Source organism: Salinispora sp. H7-4, assembly GCF_013416675.1.
Lineage (GTDB): Bacteria > Actinomycetota > Actinomycetes > Mycobacteriales > Micromonosporaceae > Micromonospora > Micromonospora vitiensis.
In genome coordinates this window covers 380,317-399,091 of the sequence record NZ_JABZED010000003.1, presented here as the reverse complement: position 1 = coordinate 399,091, position 18,775 = coordinate 380,317, and the positions used below count along the sequence as shown (strand labels likewise).

At 68.7% G+C, this 18,775-nt stretch carries 15 protein-coding genes and 4 pseudogenes; 12 read left to right on the top strand and 7 right to left on the bottom strand.

Annotation, left to right across the window (positions count from 1 at the left end; translation table 11 throughout):
- Window position 1 precedes the first annotated feature (1 nt).
- Both H0524_RS03775 and H0524_RS03770 read right to left on the bottom strand, forming a co-directional pair.
- The gene (locus H0524_RS03775; RefSeq protein ID WP_180197388.1) at window positions 2-514 is read right to left on the bottom strand and encodes a methylated-DNA--[protein]-cysteine S-methyltransferase; all 513 of its coding nucleotides are present in this window, start codon (window positions 512-514) and stop codon (window positions 2-4) included.
- Window positions 511-1,953: an AlkA N-terminal domain-containing protein gene (locus H0524_RS03770; RefSeq protein WP_180197387.1), complete on the bottom strand. Its 1,443-nt coding sequence runs from the start codon at window positions 1,951-1,953 to the stop codon at window positions 511-513. Before H0524_RS03770 ends, H0524_RS03775 begins: the two co-directional genes overlap by 4 nt.
- A gap of 139 nt (window positions 1,954-2,092) precedes the next feature.
- On the opposite strand from H0524_RS03770, the gene H0524_RS03765 reads away from it, so the two are divergent.
- The 3 genes from H0524_RS03765 (at window position 2,093) to ychF (ending at window position 4,529) form a co-directional block, all read left to right on the top strand.
- Window positions 2,093-2,593 carry a hypothetical protein gene (locus H0524_RS03765; RefSeq protein WP_018726123.1) on the top strand — a complete coding sequence of 167 codons (501 nt, stop codon included), beginning with the start codon at window positions 2,093-2,095 and terminating at the stop codon, window positions 2,591-2,593.
- A 53-nt stretch (window positions 2,594-2,646) separates the two neighbouring features.
- Window positions 2,647-3,378, top strand: coding sequence for a peptidase E (locus H0524_RS03760; RefSeq protein WP_180197386.1), 732 nt, complete (start codon window positions 2,647-2,649; stop codon window positions 3,376-3,378).
- A 65-nt stretch (window positions 3,379-3,443) separates the two neighbouring features.
- The gene (ychF, locus tag H0524_RS03755; RefSeq protein ID WP_180197385.1) at window positions 3,444-4,529 is read left to right on the top strand and encodes a redox-regulated ATPase YchF; all 1,086 of its coding nucleotides are present in this window, start codon (window positions 3,444-3,446) and stop codon (window positions 4,527-4,529) included.
- A gap of 52 nt (window positions 4,530-4,581) precedes the next feature.
- Here ychF and H0524_RS03750 read toward each other — a convergent pair whose 3' ends face one another.
- Entirely contained in the window at window positions 4,582-5,190 is a 609-nt protein-coding gene (locus H0524_RS03750) for an HD family hydrolase (protein WP_180197384.1), read from the bottom strand.
- Window positions 5,187-5,936, bottom strand: a pseudogene (locus H0524_RS03745) (transcriptional regulator); the annotation flags it as partial. The gene H0524_RS03750 and the pseudogene H0524_RS03745, both read right to left, overlap by 4 nt.
- A gap of 74 nt (window positions 5,937-6,010) precedes the next feature.
- Here H0524_RS03745 and H0524_RS03740 point away from each other — a divergent pair.
- Window positions 6,011-7,209, top strand: a protein-coding gene (locus tag H0524_RS03740) for an IS3 family transposase (protein ID WP_375371987.1) whose coding sequence is annotated in 2 segments (ribosomal slippage) — window positions 6,011-6,299 and window positions 6,299-7,209 — 1,200 coding nt in all. Because the reading frame shifts where the segments join, the coding sequence is not laid out codon by codon here.
- A gap of 30 nt (window positions 7,210-7,239) precedes the next feature.
- Here the strand turns inward: H0524_RS03740 and H0524_RS03735 are convergent.
- A pseudogene (locus H0524_RS03735) lies at window positions 7,240-7,620 on the bottom strand (helix-turn-helix domain-containing protein); the annotation flags it as partial.
- A 580-nt stretch (window positions 7,621-8,200) separates the two neighbouring features.
- On the opposite strand from H0524_RS03735, the gene H0524_RS25320 reads away from it, so the two are divergent.
- The 3 genes from H0524_RS25320 (at window position 8,201) to H0524_RS03725 (ending at window position 10,465) form a co-directional block, all read left to right on the top strand.
- Complete coding sequence (locus H0524_RS25320; protein WP_309224993.1) at window positions 8,201-8,497, top strand: hypothetical protein; 297 nt, start codon at window positions 8,201-8,203, stop codon at window positions 8,495-8,497.
- Window positions 8,498-8,630: 133 nt separating this feature from the next.
- Window positions 8,631-8,843: a hypothetical protein gene (locus tag H0524_RS03730; RefSeq protein ID WP_180197382.1), complete on the top strand. Its 213-nt coding sequence runs from the start codon at window positions 8,631-8,633 to the stop codon at window positions 8,841-8,843.
- Between the two features lie 362 nt (window positions 8,844-9,205).
- Window positions 9,206-10,465: a DUF418 domain-containing protein gene (locus tag H0524_RS03725; protein ID WP_180197610.1), complete on the top strand. Its 1,260-nt coding sequence runs from the start codon at window positions 9,206-9,208 to the stop codon at window positions 10,463-10,465.
- Here the strand turns inward: H0524_RS03725 and H0524_RS03720 are convergent.
- Window positions 10,369-11,067 carry a GNAT family N-acetyltransferase gene (locus H0524_RS03720; RefSeq protein ID WP_180197381.1) on the bottom strand — a complete coding sequence of 233 codons (699 nt, stop codon included), beginning with the start codon at window positions 11,065-11,067 and terminating at the stop codon, window positions 10,369-10,371. The two genes, H0524_RS03725 and H0524_RS03720, sit on opposite strands and share 97 nt — an antisense overlap.
- A 98-nt stretch (window positions 11,068-11,165) precedes the next feature.
- Here H0524_RS03720 and H0524_RS03715 point away from each other — a divergent pair, with 98 nt between their 5' ends.
- The 5 genes and pseudogenes from H0524_RS03715 to H0524_RS03695 all read left to right on the top strand — a co-directional run bounded on the left by H0524_RS03715 (window position 11,166) and on the right by H0524_RS03695 (window position 17,213).
- Window positions 11,166-13,499: an acylase gene (locus H0524_RS03715; protein ID WP_180197380.1), complete on the top strand. Its 2,334-nt coding sequence runs from the start codon at window positions 11,166-11,168 to the stop codon at window positions 13,497-13,499.
- A gap of 106 nt (window positions 13,500-13,605) precedes the next feature.
- Entirely contained in the window at window positions 13,606-14,502 is an 897-nt protein-coding gene (locus tag H0524_RS03710; RefSeq protein WP_180197379.1) for a GNAT family N-acetyltransferase, read from the top strand.
- Between the two features lie 173 nt (window positions 14,503-14,675).
- Window positions 14,676-15,872, top strand: coding sequence for a helix-turn-helix transcriptional regulator (locus H0524_RS03705; protein WP_180197378.1), 1,197 nt, complete (start codon window positions 14,676-14,678; stop codon window positions 15,870-15,872).
- A 333-nt stretch (window positions 15,873-16,205) separates the two neighbouring features.
- A pseudogene (locus H0524_RS25315) lies at window positions 16,206-16,559 on the top strand (hypothetical protein); the annotation flags it as partial.
- A gap of 79 nt (window positions 16,560-16,638) precedes the next feature.
- Window positions 16,639-17,213, top strand: a pseudogene (locus H0524_RS03695) (endonuclease V).
- A gap of 179 nt (window positions 17,214-17,392) precedes the next feature.
- Here H0524_RS03695 and H0524_RS03690 read toward each other — a convergent pair.
- Window positions 17,393-18,658 (bottom strand): DUF1214 domain-containing protein, encoded by a 1,266-nt coding sequence (locus H0524_RS03690; protein WP_180197609.1) that lies wholly within the window; start codon window positions 18,656-18,658, stop codon window positions 17,393-17,395.
- Between the last annotated feature and the right edge of the window lie 117 nt (window positions 18,659-18,775).

The window sequence follows — 18,775 nt, the reverse complement described above, 5'->3', positions numbered from 1 at the left end:
GTCAGCTTGCTGTCAACTGCCGCTCATGATTCAGCAGCCACTTCTTCACATCCAGCCCCCAGCGGTAGCCACCGAGCGTTCCGTCGGTGCGCAGCACCCGGTGACAGGGGACGAAGAGCGCGGCAGCGTTCCGGGCGCAGGCCGCCGCGGCGGCGCGGACCGCCGCTGGGCGACCGGCGAGCCCGGCCAGCTCCGAGTAGGTGACCGGATCACTCGGCTTCAGGTCCCGCAGCACGTCCCAGGCGTGGGCCAGGAACGCACCGTCGGTGTGCTGCTCGACCGGAACCCCGGCCACCGCGGTCAGCTCCCCCTCCAGGTACGCGGTGACGGCGGCGGTGACCGGGCCGAGGTCGCGTCGGTGGCGCAACGGGCCGCGCAGGCGTGGGTGAACCAGGGTGAGTAGGGCGGGCAGGTCGGTGGTGAAGCCGGCGGCTCGGACCGCCCCGTCCGGCCCGGCGAGGATGCCGAGCGGGCCGGACGGGGTGTCGGCGATGGTGGCGTCGATCGTGTTCATGCTGCTCTCCAGAGTCGGCTCAGCGCGTACGAGCGCCAGGGGCGCCAGCGGTCGGCGTACGAGTGCAGGGTGTCCGGGCTGGTGGGGAGGCCGAGGGCGGCGGCGCCGCGGCGAACGGCCACATCGGTGGGAAGGAGGACGTCCGGGTCGCCGAGCGCGCGGAGCGCCACGTAGTCCGCGGTCCACGCCCCGATCCCGGGGAGGGCCAGCAGCCGTTGCCGGGTCTCCTGCCGATCCCCACCCGGCTCCAGGTCGACCTCACCGGCGGCCACCGCCGCCGCGAGCCGACGCAGCGTATCGCGGCGGGCGGCGGGCATCCGGAAGGCCGAATCCGGCGCGGCAAGCACCTCCGCGGCGGCGGGGAACCCGGACAGCCCGCCGCCTTCCGCCTCGGCTACCGGGGTGGGGAGCTGGCGCAGGAGCCGGGTGAGCGTGGTACGGGCGGAGGCCACCGAGACCTGCTGGCCGACGACCGCGCGGACGGCCACCTCGAAACCGTCGACCGTACGGGGCACCCGGACCCCGGGTTCCGCCCTGACCATCGGGGCCAGGGCGGGATCGGTGGCCAGGGCGGCGTCCACCGCGGTGGGATCGGCATCGAGGTCGAGTAGCCGCCGGCACCGGGCCACCGCTGGCGCCAGGTCCCGCAGGTCGGTCAGGCGCAGCGTCGCCACCACGTGCCGCCCCGTCGGGGTCAGCGCCGCCGCACCGGTGCCGTGCGGCAGTCGCAGGCCCCGGTGGTAGGTGCCGGCGCGTACCTCGTCCACCCCGGGTAGCGTCCGCGGGGCGAGGAAGTCCAGCAGCGCCCCGACGTGCAGTGGGGGGCGGTAGGCCAGCCGTACCGTGATGGTGCCGGGTCCCGCAGGTGCGGTTGGACCTCCCCTGGTGGCCCGCAGCTCGGACGGCGGGACCGCGTACACCGCGCGGAGGGTGTCGTTGAACTGTCGTACGCTGCCGAAGCCGGCGGCGAACGCGACCTCCGCCAGCCCGAGGTCGGTGGATTCGATCAGGGTGCGCGCGGTCTGGGCGCGCTGCGCGCGGGCCAGCGCGAGCGGGCCGGCGCCCAACTCGGTGCGGAGCAGCCGGTGCAGGTGCCGTTCGGTGTAGCCGAGCCGCGCCGCCAGACCGGGTACCCCGTCGCGGTCGACCACGCCGTCGGCGATCAGCCGCATGGCGCGACTCACCAGGTCCGCCCGGAGGTCCCACTGTGGTGAACCAGGGGTCGCATCCGGCCGGCAGCGGCGGCAGGCCCGCAGCCCGGCCCCCTGCGCCGCGGCAGCAGACGGGAAAAATCGTACATTTTTTCGCTTCGGGGTGATTGCCGGACAGGACGGCCGACAGTAGATGCCAGTGGAGAGCACGCCGGTGTAGAACCAGCCGTCGAACCGCTGGTCACGGCTGTCAACGGCCCGATAGCACCGCTCAAAGTCCAGGTCCACGCACCGATGATGCCTCCGTCCGGAGCCCGTCGGCTGGCGGGAAACGGACGTCGGCGTACCGCGGGGGTGCCCGGGGCAGGAACGGTCGGTCCTGGTCGGTACCGTCTCGCACACCAGATCATGGGAGAAGGGTGCGGCGATGGCGAGCGGGGCGGGCGGGCAGGCGCCGACACGGGACGGGCACCCGCCGCTGGATCCGGCGGTCACGCAGGGCTTCTTCACCCGGATGCGGGCGGTCGCACCGGCGGCGGTCGGAGCGCTGGACCGGGACCGTGCCGGGAACCCGGAGCGGGCGTTCGAGGAGACCGCCAGCGGCCGGCTCGTCCGCTCACTGGACGACGACCGGCTCCGGGCCCTCGGCATGTGGGTGCACCACTGGTGCGTGCGCTTCTACGACGATGACACCCGCGCGGCGCTGCGGCTGCTCGGCGAGATCGCTGCCCGGCCGGGGCTGGGGTGGACCGCCGACGAGGTTCGCTGGATGCTCCGCGAGTCGCACGCGGTCGGGCCGGCGGCCGACGCACGCTTCACCCTGCCGCTCGCCGCCGCCGCCGAACTGCCCCCGGAAACGCCGCGGATCGAGCCGGTCATTCCGCGGATCGAGCCGGTCATTCCCCGCCAGGCCCGCCCCCGGGACTGATCGGGGCCGCCCTCGGGGCAGGATGGGCGAGGCACCCGACGGAAAGGACAACCGTGACCGCCACCGAACCCACCATCCTCGCCACCAGCATGGGCATCTTCGCGCCGGGAGGCGCCGGCCAGCCCCGGCGGATCAACCCGGTCTTCGACCTGGCCGCCGACCTGGCCCGCGCGGCGGAGCCGCGGATCTGCTTCCTCGACCAGGCCCAGGGGGACCAGCCGGCCACGCTGACCCGGGTCTACGAGGGGTTCGCCGGCAGCCGGTTCCGGATGTCCCACCTGGCGCTGTTCCCGATGCCGAACGTCGAGGACGTGCGGGCCCACCTGCGGGCGCAGGACGTGATCTGGGTTGGCGGCGGCAGCGTGGCCAATCTGGTGGCGGTGTGGCGGGTGCACGGCCTCGGCGAGATCCTGCGGGAGTGCTGGGAGGCCGGAGTCGTGCTCGGCGGGGTGTCCGCCGGCTCGATCTGCTGGCACTCCGGTGGCGCCACCGACAGCTTCGGGACCACCCTGCGGGGCTTCACCGACGGGTTGGGCTGGCTGCCGTACGGCAACGGGGTGCACTACGACAGTGAAGACCAGCGGCGCCCGTTGATGCACCGGCTGGTCGGCGACGGCACCCTGCCCACCAGCCACTGCACCGACGACGGCGTCGGTCTGCTCTACCGGGGCGAGCGGCTGGTCGAGGCGGTCGCGGACCGGCCGGGTGTGTCGGCGTACGAGGTCAGTCGCGGCCCCGACGGCGGCATCCGGGAGACACCCATCAGCCCACGCCTGCTGGACTGAGCCGGCGGCAGGAATCGTTGGCCAGGTGCCGATGGCCAACTGGCAGCGGCGTAAGCTGGCTCGTCGTGAGTCTCACCATCGGCATCGTCGGCCTGCCCAACGTCGGCAAGAGCACCCTCTTCAACGCGCTGACCAAGAATGACGTGCTCGCGGCGAACTACCCCTTCGCCACCATCGAGCCCAACGTCGGTGTGGTCGGCCTGCCGGACGAGCGGCTGGGCAAGCTCGCCGAGATCTTCGAGTCGCAGAAGGTGATCCCCGCGCCGGTGTCGTTCGTCGACATCGCCGGGCTGGTCCGCGGCGCCTCGAAGGGCCAGGGGCGGGGCAACGCGTTCCTCGCCAACATCCGGGATGCCGCCGCGATCTGTCAGGTCGTCCGGGCCTTCTCCGACCCGAACGTCGTGCACGTCGACGGCAAGATCGCCCCGGCGGACGACATCGAGACGATCAACACGGAGCTGATCCTCGCCGACCTGCAGACGCTGGAGCGGGCAATTCCCCGGCTGGAGAAGGAGGCCAAGCTCCGCAAGGACCGGGCTGCTGCGGTGACCGCCGCCAAGGCCGCCGTGGAGGTGCTCGACAACGGCACCACCCTGTACGCGGGCGCGGCTGCCGCTGGTGTCGCGCTGGAACACCTGCGCGAGCTGCACCTGCTGACCACCAAGCCCTTCCTGTACGTCTTCAACGTCGACGAGGCCGAGCTGGCCAACGCCGAGTTCCTCGACGAGCTGCGGGCCCTGGTCGCCCCCGCCGAGGCCGTCTTCATGGACGCGAAGATCGAATCGGAGCTGGTGGACCTGCCCGAGGAGGAGGCCCGCGAGCTACTGGAGTCGATTGGGCAGGCCGAGCCCGGGCTGGACCAGCTCGTTCGGGTCGGCTTCCGCACGCTGGGGCTCCAGACGTACCTGACCGCCGGCCCCAAGGAGGCGCGGGCCTGGACCGTGCCGGTCGGTGCGAGCGCACCGGAGGCCGCTGGGGTCATCCACACCGACTTCCAGCGCGGCTTCATCAAGGCGGAGGTCGTCTCCTACCACGACCTGCTCGAGGCCGGGTCGATGAGCGCCGCGAAGGCGGTGGGCAAGGTCCGCATCGAGGGCAAGGACTACATCATGCAGGACGGCGACGTGGTGGAGTTCCGCTTCAACGTCTGAGTTGAGCGTTGCCGTGCGAGGACGTTCACCTGTCTGAAGCCCGGCTGGTAGGTCAGGGCCTGGTGTCTGAGGGCTGCTCCGGTGGTGGGGCAGGGGTGAGCCAGGCGAGGGGCTGTCCGTTGAGGGCGGCGTCGGCGAGGCGGTGGGCGCTGGTGGTCTTGAGCGCCGCGCGTGAGCTGTCGATCCAGCGTTGGACGTTGTTGCTGCCCTGGTGGCGGTATTCGACGGCTTGGACGAGGCATTCCAGCTTGTCGGCGTCGCGGGCGACGATGGCCTCGAGTGTCTCGCCCGCTTCGTACTCGGCGACGGCGGCGGTGATGAGGTCAGCGACGGCTGGTGGGCCGGCGGCGACCTGGTCGGCGGTGACGGTGGTGTTGGGTGTGGCGGTGAGGTAGCGCTTGGCGATGTGGGGGATGTCGGTGATCCGGGTTTCCTGGGTGTCGTGCAGGACGCACAGCATCGACACCCGGGCCGGGTCAGCGCCTTCCATGGCAGCGAGCATCAAACCGATCAGCGCGGTGCGGAACGAGTGGTCGGCGATGGACTCGGGCTGCTTGACGCCGGCGAACCACCAGCCGGTGCGGGCGGCGCGCTTGAGGACGCCGGCTTCGAAGATGAAGCTCATGGCTCCGTCGGCGTCGGCGTTGTGGTCATCGGTCATCGGTCCGTCCCTGTGCTTTTGATTCCGTCTGCGCGCAGGCTGTAGACGATAGAGGTTAGTTCCTGTCGGGACTGTGGACAGGTGCGGTCGCTGTCCAGGATGCGGGTACTGCGCTCAAGGAGCATGCGGCCCTGATCGGGGTTGTCGATAGTGAGGCCGCGTCGCACCGCGAGCAGCGCCCAGATGTTGTGGATGTTGAGATCGATAAAGGGATGCGTTGGGTTGAGGCGCTGGACCAGGTGCCGTAAGAGGACCGAGCCGTGCCAATCTGCGAGCGGTGCCGGCATGAAGGAGTCGTCGCACTGGCGGTACGGGATCTCCCCGACCCAGTAGGCCGAGTAGTTGAGGGCTGCTCGCTGGCAGGCATCGTCCGGATGCGCGTGGGCGAGGAAGTCCCGCAACGGTTCCGGGTCGCCCTGGTTGGCCAGGGACGTGACCACGGAGCGGGCGTCGGGCCACAGCGGTGACCAGGTGCGGAACGTGATCGCCCGCCGGGCGCGGGTGCTGGTCTGGGCGAGCCATGCGGCCGTGGTCTTGGTGGGGTCCATGCCCGCGAGGAAGCAAGCTTGCCGGTGCAGCAGAACGTTCGGGTCGCGACCGGCGGCTGCGCGTTCAGCGAGCACGTGCAGCCGCGCGAAGAACAAGCGTTGCTCGTCGGTGGGCAGCGTTGGCCCCGATGCCACCGGACCTCGGCGGGCATGGGTGACGGTTAGTCCTCTGGCGAAGGTTGGTGTCTGCCCGAGAACGGGCGTTGCCCCCTGACCCTGGACACTTGAACCTTGGATCGTGATGGTCCGGGGAGATCAGGAGTCCCTGACAGATGGTGATGAAGCACTATCCCGCGCAGTTCAAGGCGGACGCCGTGGCGTTGTACCGGTCGAGGCCGGGCGCGACGATCGCGCAGGTCGCTGGCGACCTCGGGGTCAACCGGGAGACGTTGCGTAGCTGGGTCCGCGCCGACGATCAACGGCGAGGCGCGACGGCCGGGCCAGCGGGGCCGCCGGTGGCCGGTTCGATCGAGGACGAGAACGCCGCGTTGCGTCGACGGGTCCGGGAGTTGGAGGAGGAACGCGACATTCTACGTAGGGCGGCCCGGTATTTCGCCGGGGAGACGCGCTGGTGAACCGCTTCCAGTTCGTCGCCGACTACCAGCAGCGCTACGGCGTGAAGCGGTTGTGTCAGATCGTCGGGGTGCCCCGGTCCAGCTACTACCACTGGCGGTCCGCCACCGCTGGTAGGGCGGCACGGCAGGCTGCGGACGCCGCCCTCGCGGACCGGATCCGGGCGGTGCACGCCGAGCATGACGGCACCTACGGAGCACCACGGATCACCGCCGAACTCCGCGACGCCGGCCTGGCGGTCAACCGTAAGCGGGTCGCCCGGGTGATGCGACGCTTCGGCGTGCGGGGCCTGCGGCTGCGTCGCCGCCTGCGTACGACGGTGCCGGACCCGGCCGCGGCGAAGGCCCCGGACCTGATCGGCCGGGACTTCACCACCCCGGAACCGAATCAGCGTTACGTCGGCGACATCACGTACCTACCGGTCGGCGAGCGCGGGTTCCTGTACCTGGCCACCGTCATCGACCTGCACTCCCGCCGGCTGGCGGGCTGGGCGATCGCCGACCACATGCGCACCGAACTGGTCATCGATGCCCTGTACGTCGCCCAACGCACCCGGGGCAGCCTCACCGGGGCGATTATGCACACCGACCACGGAGCTCAATACACGTCGAAGGCGTTCGCGGACGCCTGCACCACGGCCGGGGTCCAGCAGTCGATGAGCGCGGTCGGCAGCTCCGCCGACAACGCCCTCGCGGAGTCGTTCAACGCCACCTTCAAACGCGAAACCCTGCAAGGCCGCCGCGCCTTCACCGACGAACGGCAAGCCCGACTCACCGCGTTCCGGTGGCTACACCGCTACAACACCATCCGACGCCACTCCCGGCTCGGACAGCAATCCCCGATCACCTACGAGAAGACCACCCGGCCAGCAGCAGCTACGCTGCCCCTGGCCGCATAAACCCGTGTCCAGGATCAGGGGTCAAGCCCCAACAGCCCAGAGGATCAGGTCGGTCAGTCGGTGGGTGAGGACGGACCAGCCGAGCGGCTGTTCGGCGATGTCGATGCGGTCCACCTGCTCGTTGAGGACCGCAGTGAGGATGAAGTCTGCCTCGGCGGCATCGTCGAGAGCGGCGAGCAGGGTCACGTTCGCTCCGAGCCGTCCGAGTCTGCGCCGGACGGCGATTGCCTGCCCGAGCGGCACCGCCGCGAATGGCCGTCGTCCGGACTCCCAGCTCGGTACGGTCACGCGGTCCACGCCCAGGTCGGCGGCGAGTTGCTCCTGCGTCAGCGGGATGGACTCCCGGATCAGTTTGAGAAGGTAGCCGGTCACCTCGCCGCGTTGTGGTGCTGATCGTCCGCGACCTGCCATGCGTCATCCCTCCGTTGACCGGTGGTCAACGTTTCCGCCGTGAAATTAACGCTGTGGCGGACATGTGGCCTGCTCACTCGTACTTCGGGTGAGTCCCACCGCCGTCGTTGTGATCGTAGCGTCGTAGTTACCGAACGTTCCAGATCTGGTCCCGTGGCTCGGGGCCGGACATGGGGTGCTGCCCGGTGGAGGGAGCCAGTAATGCGGGACAGGACGTCACCGAGGCGACGAGTGTCCTACGACCAGTACCTGATCGCCGTCGCGATGACCCTGGTACGGCGACATCGGCCGGCGTGGTCGTGGCGCAAATGGAGGTGGCTGTGCCGTTGTGGGGCCGATCTGCCTTGTCGGAGCCGCCACCGTATCCCGATCAACCGCCGGCACTGGCCGGCTAAGGAAGAGCAGTGACCAACGACGCCGAGAGACGGATCCTGCTCGCGCATCGGCCAGGGGTGGACGGTCTGTGCGCCGGCTGCCGTGCGTGGTGGTCACGCCTGGTCCCGTACCCGTGTTGGCAGGTGGAATGGCTGACCAGCCGACAGGCCCGCGCGAGCGTCGCCCGGTTTCTCGGCGGTGTGCGGTGACCACCCACGGCCCGGTCATGCCCGTCTGGAACTGCGGAGGCTGTGGCCTGCCCTGGCCCTGCACCACACGGAAGCAGGAGTTGCGGGCGCAATTTGTCGGCGCTCCGGTGTCGCTGGCGCTCTACCTTGGCTCCCACCTTGTCCAAGCCGCCGAAGACATGCCCTGGACACCGGCCGGCGCGTTGCACCACCGCTTTCTCGGCTGGACCCGACACCCGCCGGAGTTACCGCAGCGAAGGACAGCAACCATGCCAGCCGAACCGAACCGAGATGCACCCCAGTGGGCTCGCTGACCTCGGATCAGGCCGGAACCGGGGCGTTGGACGTTGTTGCTGCCCTGGTGGCGGTATTCGACGGCTTGGACGAGGCATTCCAGCTTGTCGGCGTCGATTGCGGTGCCCCGGTTCGCCGCCGTACCTTGGCCGTATGTTCGAGGTTCTGTTCGTGTTGGCCGCTCTGGTAGCTACCGTGCTCGGAATAGTGGTGGTGCGCAAAGTGCGGGTCAAGCGATTGGAAGGGCTGGGGGGCAGCGCCTACTCCGACGGATGGTGGGTCGCCGGGAGCGGTCGCCGGAGTGGCGATGACAGTGCCAGCGGGGGCGGCGACAGCGGGGGCGGTGGGGGCGGTGGGGGAGAGTAACGGCTCGCGGCGGCCGTTCTGGCTCTGGTGCCCGCGCAGCTCGGAGCACCCATAGCTCTACTTGAGGCAGAGGCCGGCAAACCCTGCACAGAGCGTCAGGCCCAAGCCGGCGAAGATCCCCCTCCATGGGGCGACTGTGGGTGAACCAGCCTCGTTCTGTCAGGAGGCGTCCGGAGGGGCGGGCGCACAGGCGACAAGAACCCGGCAAATTTCGTGAACTGCGCGTTGTGTCGTCGTGACCGTGGATGGGCTATCCCTACCGGCGGTACGGTGGTTGGCTTCAGTGCCATCCGAAGTGGTGGCCGATAGCGTGACTGACATCGACATCTCCCTCGTTTGAGTAGGAACCTGAGGTGAACGGTGTGGTTGCCGTACGTCAAGATGTAACTGCCCGGGCGACCCCGGTCCGAGCGCGCCTGCTGGGGCCCGACCTGGCGCGCGGGGGCATGCTGCTGTTGATCGCGCTGGCAAATGTTGATGTTTTCGCCTTCGGCTTCCTGCCGGGATTCCGTGGGTACCCGGTCGAGCAATCTGTGCTCGACAGCGTTTTCACCGTGGTGCGGATGGTCTTGGTTGACGGCCGGGCCTTTCCGCTTTTCGCCGCGTTGTTCGGCTATGGTCTCACGCAGCTTCTACAAAACCGGGGTTCGGTAAGAGCCGGGCGTTCCACTTGGCTGTTGCGTCGACGTGGCATCTGGTTGGTGGCTATCGGGTTCGTGCACGGCATGCTGTTGTTCACGGCCGACATTGTTGCGCTCTACGGGTTGTGTGCCCTCCTCTTCGCCGGGCTCGTGGTGCGGCTCAGCGACCGTGGACTGCTGGCCGTGGCCCTGTCGCTGACGGCGCTCGCCCTGCTGTCCGGTGCCCTCCGCGGGCTGCCCGCGGAGGCGCTTGGCCAGGCGGAGGTGGTCACGGCGACGCCGACGATATTCGGCGGTGAAGCCCTCGGGGCGTTGCAGGCGAGGGTAGGTGAGTGGGCCGTGGGGGCGATTCGCCTGTTCGGCCTGATGCCGGCGGTGCTGTTCGGTGTCTACGCGGGGCGTAGGTCAGTCTTGACCTGGGGGCCGGAGCGGAAACGGGTACTGGGCCTGGTCGCGGTTGCCGGACTGGCGGTCGGCATCCTTGCGGGGGTGCCCTCGGCGCTGATGGCGGCATCAATATGGACTGACCCGGCACTCGGTATCAGTGCGGTCGCGGGAACGCTTCACCTGGCGGGCGGGTATGCCGCCGCAGCAGGTTATCTGGCCCTTTTTGCGCTACTCGCGGCTGCCGTACGGCAGCCTCCAGGCCCGCTGGTAAAGGCACTGTCGGTGAGCGGGCAACGCTCCTTGACTCTGTATCTGAGCCAATCCCTGCTGTTCCTCGTCCTCTTCGACCCGGACTTTTTTGGGCTGGGCGACAACTTCGGCATCGCGGTGAACTCTGCGGTGGCGGTCGGTGTCTGGGTCGTCGGCGTTCTCAGCGCGCTGTTGATGGACCGGCTCTCCGTCCGTGGCCCGGCCGAGGTGCTGCTACGCCGGCTCACCTACCGGCCGCCGGCCCGATCGGCGGGGCCGCGCCCTCGTCGAGGGCCGGATCGCCCGGGTCCGACGCCCCGGTCCGGTGTTTCGCGGAGGGTGTAGCGGCGCAGCCGTACGGGTCGGCCCTCGGGGTTGGTCCAGGCGGCAGCGGTGGCGGTGTGGGTGTGCCGCCAGCCGGTGCGCTCGTACAGGGCGACGGCGGCGGCTGACCGGGGTTCGTCGACGATCTCCAGCGTGAGGTCGAGTTGGTGCTCGGTGGCCCACTGGCGGGCGTGGTACAGGAGCCTGGTCGCGGCGTTGAGGCGACGGGCGGCCGGCGCGACGAACAGCCGGCTGACCTCGGCCACGGTCGCGGAGCCAGGGCCGGTCGCAGCGACAGGGCTGGTCGCGGAGCCAGGGCCGGTCGCAGAGTCGGGGTCGGTTGTGGAGGCGGGGTCGGTCGTGGCCACGGGGTGGTGGATGGCGATGTGGCCGACGATGGTGTTTCCGCGCTCGGCGATCCAGGCGTGGCGGGTGTTGGCGGGGGACAACCACCGGTATGGGTCGGTGGGCCAGTGCAGCGGGTAGCGGTCCCGCCGGTGCACGTCCGCGAGGACCGAGATGCAGCGGTGCAGGTCGGCTGGGACCCGATCGCGGATGCTGAGGTCGTCCATCTGGTCATCATCGTCGAGCGGCCCCTCGGGGTGAACCCTGACAACATTCATGGTCAACTACTGATGTCTGGGGCAGTTCTCCACCGCTAGTGTCTGTCGAGGATGGACAAAGCCCCACGAGGAGGACGCACCGTGAATAGAGCCCACCGATGAGCCGACGCCGGCTCGCCGCCGCGGCCACCGTCGTCGGACTGGCCGCCGCCAGCCTCACCGTCACCGGCAGCACCGCTGTCGCGTACGGCGATGGCTACTCGGCCCTGATCCAGCGCGCGTCGTACGGCGTGCCGCACATCACCGCCCGTGACTTTGCCAGCCTCGGCTTCGGTGCCGGCTACGTGCAAGCCGAGGACAACATCTGCCTGATCGCCGAGCGGATGGTGACGGTCCGCGCCGAACGGTCCCGCTGGTTCGGCGCGGACGGCAACGTCAGCAGTGACCTCTTCCACCAGAAGGCCATCGACGACCAGGTCGCCGAGAAGCTACTCGATGGTCCCCACGACGGCGTCCGGGCACCCTCCACACAGGTGCGCGATCAGGTCCGCGGCTTCGCTGCCGGCTACAACGCGTACCTCCGGGACGGGAAGGCGACCACCGACCCGGCCTGTGCCGGGAAGGAATGGGTACGCCCGATCAGCGAACTGGACATGTGGCGGGCGCAGTGGGCCGACATGGTCCTGGTCAGCTCTGGCGGGCTTGCCGACGGTATCGTCGCCGCTGCGCCCCCCACCGCCAGCGGGAACAGCATGTCGGCGAGCGCCCCACCGGGTGCGGTGGTCACCGGCTCGGAGGGTACGGCGACCGATTTGGGCAGCAACGCGTACGGCTTGGGACGGGATGCCACCACCAGCGGCGCCGGCATGTTGCTGGCCAACCCGCACTTTCCGTGGGACGGCGCCGACCGCTTCTACCGGATGCATCTGAAGGTGCCCGGCCGCTACGACGTCGAGGGCGCGGCACTGGTCGGTGGCCCAACCATCCAGATCGGCCACAACGGCCAGGTCGCCTGGAGCCACACCGTCTCCACCGCGAAGAGATACGTCTGGCACCGGCTGGAGCTGGTGCCCGGTGACCCGACCAGCTACCGCTACGATGGCGAGCCCCGGAAGATGACCGCCCGTACGGTCACCGTCCAGACTCCCGACGGGCCGGTCAGCCGGACCCTCTACGACACCCACTTCGGCCCGGTCGTCGTGGTGCCCGGTGCGCTCGACTGGACCACCACCACGGCGTACGCGATCACGGACGCCAACGCCACCAACAACCGCGCACTCGACGGCTGGCTGGCCATGGGGCAGGCCGGGTCGGTGGGCGAGCTGCGGACGGTGTTGGACGAGCGGCAGTTCCTGCCCTGGGTCAACGTCGTCGCCGTGGACCGTCGTGGCCAGGCCCTCTACGCCGACCACTCGGTCGTGCCCCGGGTGACCGACTCCCTGGCCGCCGCCTGCATTCCGGCCCCATTCCAGGACTTGTACGAGAGCGAGGGGGAGGCGGTCCTCGACGGTTCCCGCTCCTCGTGCGAGTTGGGCCGGGATCCGGACGCCGCGGTGCCCGGCATCCTCGGCCCGGCCAACCTGCCCACCCTGGTCCGCAGTGACTACGTGACCAACTCCAACGACAGCTACTGGCTGGCCAATCCGGAGCATCCGCTGGAGGGCTACCCGCGCATCGTCGGCGACGAGCAGACCCAGCGCAGCCTGCGGACCCGGCTCGGCGTGCATCAGGTGCAGCAGCGCCGTACCGGCACCGATGGACTTCCCGGGAGGGGCTTCACCACCAGCAACCTGTGGGACGTGACCCTCGGCAACCGGGCCTACGGCGGTGAACTGGTCCGCGACGACCTGGTCCGGAGCTGCGAGGCGCAGCCGACGGCGACCACCTCCGACGGCGCCACCGTCGACCTGACCGCAGCCTGCGCCGCCCTGCGCGGGTGGGATCTGCGGGTCGATCTGGACAGCCGGGGCGCCCACCTGTTCACCGAGTTCGCCCTGGCCGAGGGCCTGCGCTTCGCCGACTCGTTCGACCCGACCGCCCCGCTGACCACGCCGAGCCGACTCGCCGTCGCCGACCCGGAGGTGCGGACCGCGCTCGCGGACGCCGTCCAGAAACTGGAGGGCATCCCGCTCGACGCCCGGCTCGGCGACATCCAGACCGAGCCGCGGGGTGCCGAACGCATTCCGATCCACGGTGGACATGACGACGCCGGCGTCTTCAACCTGATCCACGGAGGGTTTGAGCCCGGCGTCGGCTATTCCAAGATTGTCCATGGCACCTCGTTCCTGATGGCCGTCGAGCTGGGTAGCGACGGGCCGTCGGGCCGGCAGATCCTCACCTACTCGCAGTCGACCAACCCGAACTCCCCCTGGTACGCCGATCAGACCCGGCTGTATTCGGGCAAGGGTTGGGACACCATCAAATTCACGCAGCGCCAGCTCCGAGCCGACCCGAACCTGGTCACGTACCGGGTGGGGGAGCGGCGCGACTGACCGCGGCTGGCGGCCGGTGGGCCAGCCCCACCGGTCGCCGACCCCACCGCCCGGCTACCGGCGAAACTCGATGGTGCCAGGCCGATTCGTGGGATTGGATGCGTCGATGAGCATCATTCTGAGCACTCCGAAGGTCGACGAGCTGTCATCGGCGGCCGAGGCGCTCAAGCGGTGGCAGCTCGACGAGGGAGCGCTGCAGTTGCACTCCGGCGACCTCGGCTGGCACTCGCAAAACGGTGTCGAGGCTACCGCCGCTGCGATTCGGATGTGGTCGCGCGACGGGGAGGTTGTCGCGATCGGGCTGCTGGACGGCCGGGGGCTGGTGCGCCTGGCGGTCGCTCCGCACCGGCGCGAGGATGCGGCACTGGCCCGCCGGCTCACCGCCGATCTGGACGACCCGGCAGGTGTCCTGGCCGGCGACGGCGACGGCGGCGCAACCGTTGAAGCCCGGGGTGCGGAGCTTCTGACCCAGCTGCTGCTGGAGCGGGGTTGGGAACGGGACGAGCCGTGGACAACGTTCCATCGAACCCTCTCGGACCCGGTGGAGGAGCGCGGTCTGCGCGTCGAGACGATCGAGCCCGATCGCGCCGAGGTGTGGGTCGCCGTTCACTGGTCCGCATTCCGTGGCTCGGTCCGCACTGATGCCGACCGACGCCGTACGGTCGGGCGTTGGCTCACGATGGCCGGTGGCCCGTTCTACGGTGACGCACGCAGCCTCGCCATATTCGACGAGAACGACGATGCCGTGGCGGTGGCGGCCGTGTGGTCAGCCGGCCCCGGACGGCCGGGACTGCTGGAACCGATCGGCGTCCACCATGGTCACCGAGGCCGTGGCTACGGCACCGCGGTCACGCTCGCCGCCGCCGCGACCCTTCGCGACCTGGGCTCCTCCAGCGCGGGCGTGTGCGTGCAGAGCTCCAACCTCGGTGCCATGGCCACCTACGCCTCGGCCGGCTTCACTCCGTCCGCCGAGGTGACTGATCTGCGCCGCGGCCCTCGGTGACCCACTCGGCGTGCGGCCCGCGGGGAGCTGTAGGGGACAGCATCGGGGTGGAGGGTGGCATCGATGCGGTCGGTAACGTGTCGGGGGGGCATCGATTCATGACGTTCGGGGTACCGTCAATGTGATGGCCGGCTGGGTGAGTTCGCCGGGCCTGTTTAGCTTGGAGTGGCGTTATGGCCTCGTCCGTCGACCCGCGCTTCGGGGTAGCACTGCGTGAGTTCCGGGAGCGGCGTGGTCTGTCGTTTCGATCCCTCGGGCAGCTCGCTCATCGGAGTAAGAGCCATCTGCAGGAGCTGGAGGCAGGAATCAAGGCTCCGACACTCGACACGGCGCGCCACCTGGACCGGATTCTCGGCGCGGGAGGCGTGCTGGCTCGCCTGGTTGACGCGCCGATCGACCATGCGGCGGAGGCCGGCGAACTCCGGGCGAGAGTCGCTGCCAGTGATGTGAGTGGAGAGGTGCTCGACCGGATCGAGCAGGGCGTTGACGACCTGGCCAGTTCCTATCCGACGTTGGCTCCGGCGGACCTGTTGCCGCTGGTACGGCGGCACCTCGCCGTTGTGCGGCGGCTACTGGATGGACGGGTCACGCTTGCTCACCAACGGCGGTTGTTGGTTGCTGGTGCCTGGTTGGCGGTGCTACGGGCGACCGTTCACATTGACCTTCGGCAGCGGGTCGCTGCGGCTGCCCACCTGCGAGCTGCGCGGGACCTTGCCGAACATGCCGAGCACGGTGAGATTCAGGCATGGTGCCTGGAAACCCGGGCCTGGGACGTGCTGACTCAAGGTGACTACCGGAGGGCGCTCGATCTTTCCATTCAAGCTCAGCGGGTCGCCCCGAAGGGCAGCTCTGCTCGCATCCAGGCGACCGCTCAGGAGGCACGTGCGTGGGCACGGATGGGCGAGGTCGGTGCGACCCGTCGAGTGCTGGACCGGGTGGAGCGGTTGACGGCGAATCTGCCCGTTCCGGAGCGGGCCGAGCACCACTATCGTTACGACCCGGCCAAGGCTGCCGCCTATACGGCCACGACGTTGGCGTGGGCGGGGGACCCCGGTGCCGAGCAGGTAGCGCGGGCGGTGCTGGCTGACTTGGACCCGCACGGAGATGGGGGAGCGCGGCCTCGCCGGTCCGCGTCAGCTCGTCTCGATCTTGGCCTTGCCCTGGTCGCCGCCGGTCAGCCCGACGAGGCGGTCGCTCTGGGGGTGCAGGCTGTGGCGTCCGGGCGGGTGGTGCCGTCGAACTGGTGGCGAGCTGCGGAACTGTTGACAAAGGTGGAACAGTCGGGGGCACCGGAGGCCGCGACCTTGCGTGACCTGTGCGTGGAGTACGCCCCGGGACGCCGACTACCAGCGGACAGCAAACCTGGTTAGCGGACACTTAGCTGCTGGATCGATGACGTGCCCGGCGGGACGCTGGACCTGACCACACCGGGCGCGGAACGAGATACATGGGCAGATGTCCCTCCGCGCTTTCAGGATTGAGGGGCGGACCTATGGCCGTGGCAATTGGCTTTCTGCGTCGAATCGTCAGTCGATACCTCGTGTCGGCACCGGCTGGCTCAGGTGTCGGCCAGCGCATCCAGGAAATGGAACAGGAAGCCGCGCGACAGCGCCTGTTGGAGCAGGCGCGAGGCGCGCATCAGCAGTCGGCAACAGGCAGCAGGTAGAGGTTTTGATGTCTGTGGAGCGGCGGGTCCCTTATGACGCGTACGTCTTGGCGGTCGCGCTGACCCTGGCGCGTCGGCATCGTTCGGTCTGGTGCTGGCGACGGTGGCGGCGGATCTGCCGATGTGGCGGAGAATTACCGTGCCGTGCGCGACATCAGATTCCGATTAATCGCGGCCACTGGCCAGCGGAGGGGGAGTGGTGAGCGGCGAGTTGGAGCGGACGATCCTCACGGTGCACCTTCGGGGGCACGACGGCATGTGTGTCGGCTGTCTGGCGTGGTGGTCGCGGTTGGTGCTGTACCCGTGTTGGCAGGTGGAGTGGGCGACCCGGCGGCAGGCGCGCGCGAGCGTCGCCCGGTTCCTGGATAGCCTCAGCTGTGCCCTGGAGTGAAGAGGATGCTGAGGAAGTTCAGCGACAGCTTCGGCGTCAGGTTGACCTGTCGACCCGACTGACCTCCTTCCCGGAGTCGGTGGTGGGGCTCGACGTGTCCTACGAGAAAGCTACCAACCGGGTATGTGCGGCGGCGGTGGTGATCGAGCTGGAGTCGTTGGCGGTGACAGATGTGGCGACCGTGGTCGGGGAGGTCACGTTTCCGTACGTCCCTGGCCTGCTGGCGTTTCGGGAGGCGCCGATTCTGTTGGAGGCGCTCCAGGGGTTGGCGGATGAGCCGGAGGTGTTGGTCTGTGACGGCTACGGCGTCGCACATCCGAGGCGCTTCGGCCTGGCCTGCCATGTCGGTGTGTTGACTGGGCTGCCAGCGTTCGGGGTCGCCAAGACCTCCTTCACCGCCGATTTTGCGTACCCAGACCTTCGCCGTGGCGCCGGATCGCCGCTGGAGGAGGGTGGGGAGACGCTTGGGCGTGCGCTACGTACGCGGGATGGGGTCAAGCCCGTCTTCGTTTCGGTTGGCCACCGAATTGGTCTTGATCAGGCGTGCGACATAACCCTGAGCTTGTGTCGGCGCTATCGAATCCTGAGGCGACCCGTCAGGCGGACATCGTGTCCCGTCGAAGGCTGCGCGGGTCGGGCCGGTCCGGAGGCTGATCGGGCGGCTGGCCTGGTCGAGGACGGAGTCTTCGTTGCCGGATCCCCAGAACGCCCCGGGCGGAGTGAGGTTAACTCGGCATGGTCCCGTCGGCCCAGCCCGGAGGGCGCTTTCCGGTTCCCGCCCTCACACGGTCGTTCGTCGAGGTGGGCGGTGCGTGATTCGCTACGAGGGAGGCTCAACCGCTCCCACGGGGACCGCTTCCGCTCCGTCCAGGTCGGTTGATCTCGCGGACGGCCGGCGGGACGTACGTTCCGGCGGCCACGCTCCCCTCCGGGCCGTAGACGCGGAGCATCATGCTGAAGGGCCCATCGGGAACGGGTAGCCAGTTGGCGATACTCACTCCGGGTGGCGGAGTTGGCGTTGCGTAGATGCTGATCGATCCGTCCTCGTTGGTCTCGAGCCCGGGCGTATAGCCTGCTACGACGTACTTGTCCTCCGGGTTGCGATGCAGGGTAATTGTTTCGGATATGTAGGAGGTAACGGACCAAAACTCGCGGGCCTGGGGGATTTGGTCTCTTTCGAACGTGAGGACATATCCGCCGGAGGCGCCATTCAGTTGTTGATCATTGCTGTCTCGGAAAACGTCATAGTACGCTGAACTCTCGATGTCATTGCAGTACTGGCAGAATTGGGTAATCGAGGATCGGTCGAGGTAGTTGGTTCCCCAGAAGCCGATGTTCCGGAAGTTGATCCAGTTGTTCTGGTCGGTGTTGTCAAGATAGTTCGAAATGATGTCGGCCTGCGCGTCCTGGGTTGCTCGCGCGAATTCGTCCTCGAACATCCCGGTAGCGAACAGCCGGTCGAACTCTTCCGCAAGTGCCCTGTTGTCGCCAGTGAGCGGTGGTGTCCGGATATCCATAACCCCCCGCTGGAGTTCTCGCAGGAAGCGAAGTGGGTTGTCTCTGATCATCCGGTCCGCGTCGAGTTTGAACGAGCGAGCCCAGAAAGACACCGGGACAATCAGGGTCTCTGCCAGTACGCCCCGCTCGTAGGCCAGCAGGGGGCCCATGCGGAGGGATCGCCGGAACTCTTCGGCCAGCGCGATCTGGTTCTCCCCGTCGGGTGAGAATCTGTTGGTTCGGATGATCATCAGCGGATTCGTCACCGGAAGTGGGATCTCGGTTAGTTCCGGAGGAAGGGTTCCGCTCCAGCCGGGTCCGGTAAGGGCGTAGCGCCCCCCAGAGGTTGTCGAGATATCCGTCTTGATGATGTTTCCGTAGACGTCTGTGACGAGTACGCCGTAGGTGGCCATGGTGTCCGGGATTTCCAGTACCGCTGGTTCGTTCCGTACGCCGACGAGCGCAGAAGTGTACAGCGTGTCGTCATTGGGTGCTACGACGGAGCGAAATAGTGGGGACATCCGGTCTGGCCCGAAAAGCAGGTTGGGGACCAGGATGAGCTGTTGTTGGTGGGTGAACCAGCGGGGATAGAATTTCGTCACATAACGGCGAGTCACGTCATAAACGTCCGTTGCCTGACTGTCGGCCCCTCCTTCTGATCCCCCGGAAGATGGTGATCTCGCAGTGGTGTGCGAGGGGACGGTAAGTAGGATCACCAC

Coding starts and splice junctions, on each gene's coding strand:
- H0524_RS03750 (WP_180197384.1), bottom strand. CDS start 5,190: ATGACCGATGACCACAACGCCGACGCCGACGGAGCCATGAGCTTCATC.
- H0524_RS03705 (WP_180197378.1), top strand. CDS start 14,676: ATGGCCTCGTCCGTCGACCCGCGCTTCGGGGTAGCACTGCGTGAGTTC.
- H0524_RS03730 (WP_180197382.1), top strand. CDS start 8,631: ATGTTCGAGGTTCTGTTCGTGTTGGCCGCTCTGGTAGCTACCGTGCTC.
- H0524_RS03765 (WP_018726123.1), top strand. CDS start 2,093: ATGGCGAGCGGGGCGGGCGGGCAGGCGCCGACACGGGACGGGCACCCG.
- H0524_RS03720 (WP_180197381.1), bottom strand. CDS start 11,067: ATGAATGTTGTCAGGGTTCACCCCGAGGGGCCGCTCGACGATGATGAC.
- H0524_RS03715 (WP_180197380.1), top strand. CDS start 11,166: ATGAGCCGACGCCGGCTCGCCGCCGCGGCCACCGTCGTCGGACTGGCC.
- H0524_RS03775 (WP_180197388.1), bottom strand. CDS start 514: ATGAACACGATCGACGCCACCATCGCCGACACCCCGTCCGGCCCGCTC.
- H0524_RS03710 (WP_180197379.1), top strand. CDS start 13,606: ATGAGCATCATTCTGAGCACTCCGAAGGTCGACGAGCTGTCATCGGCG.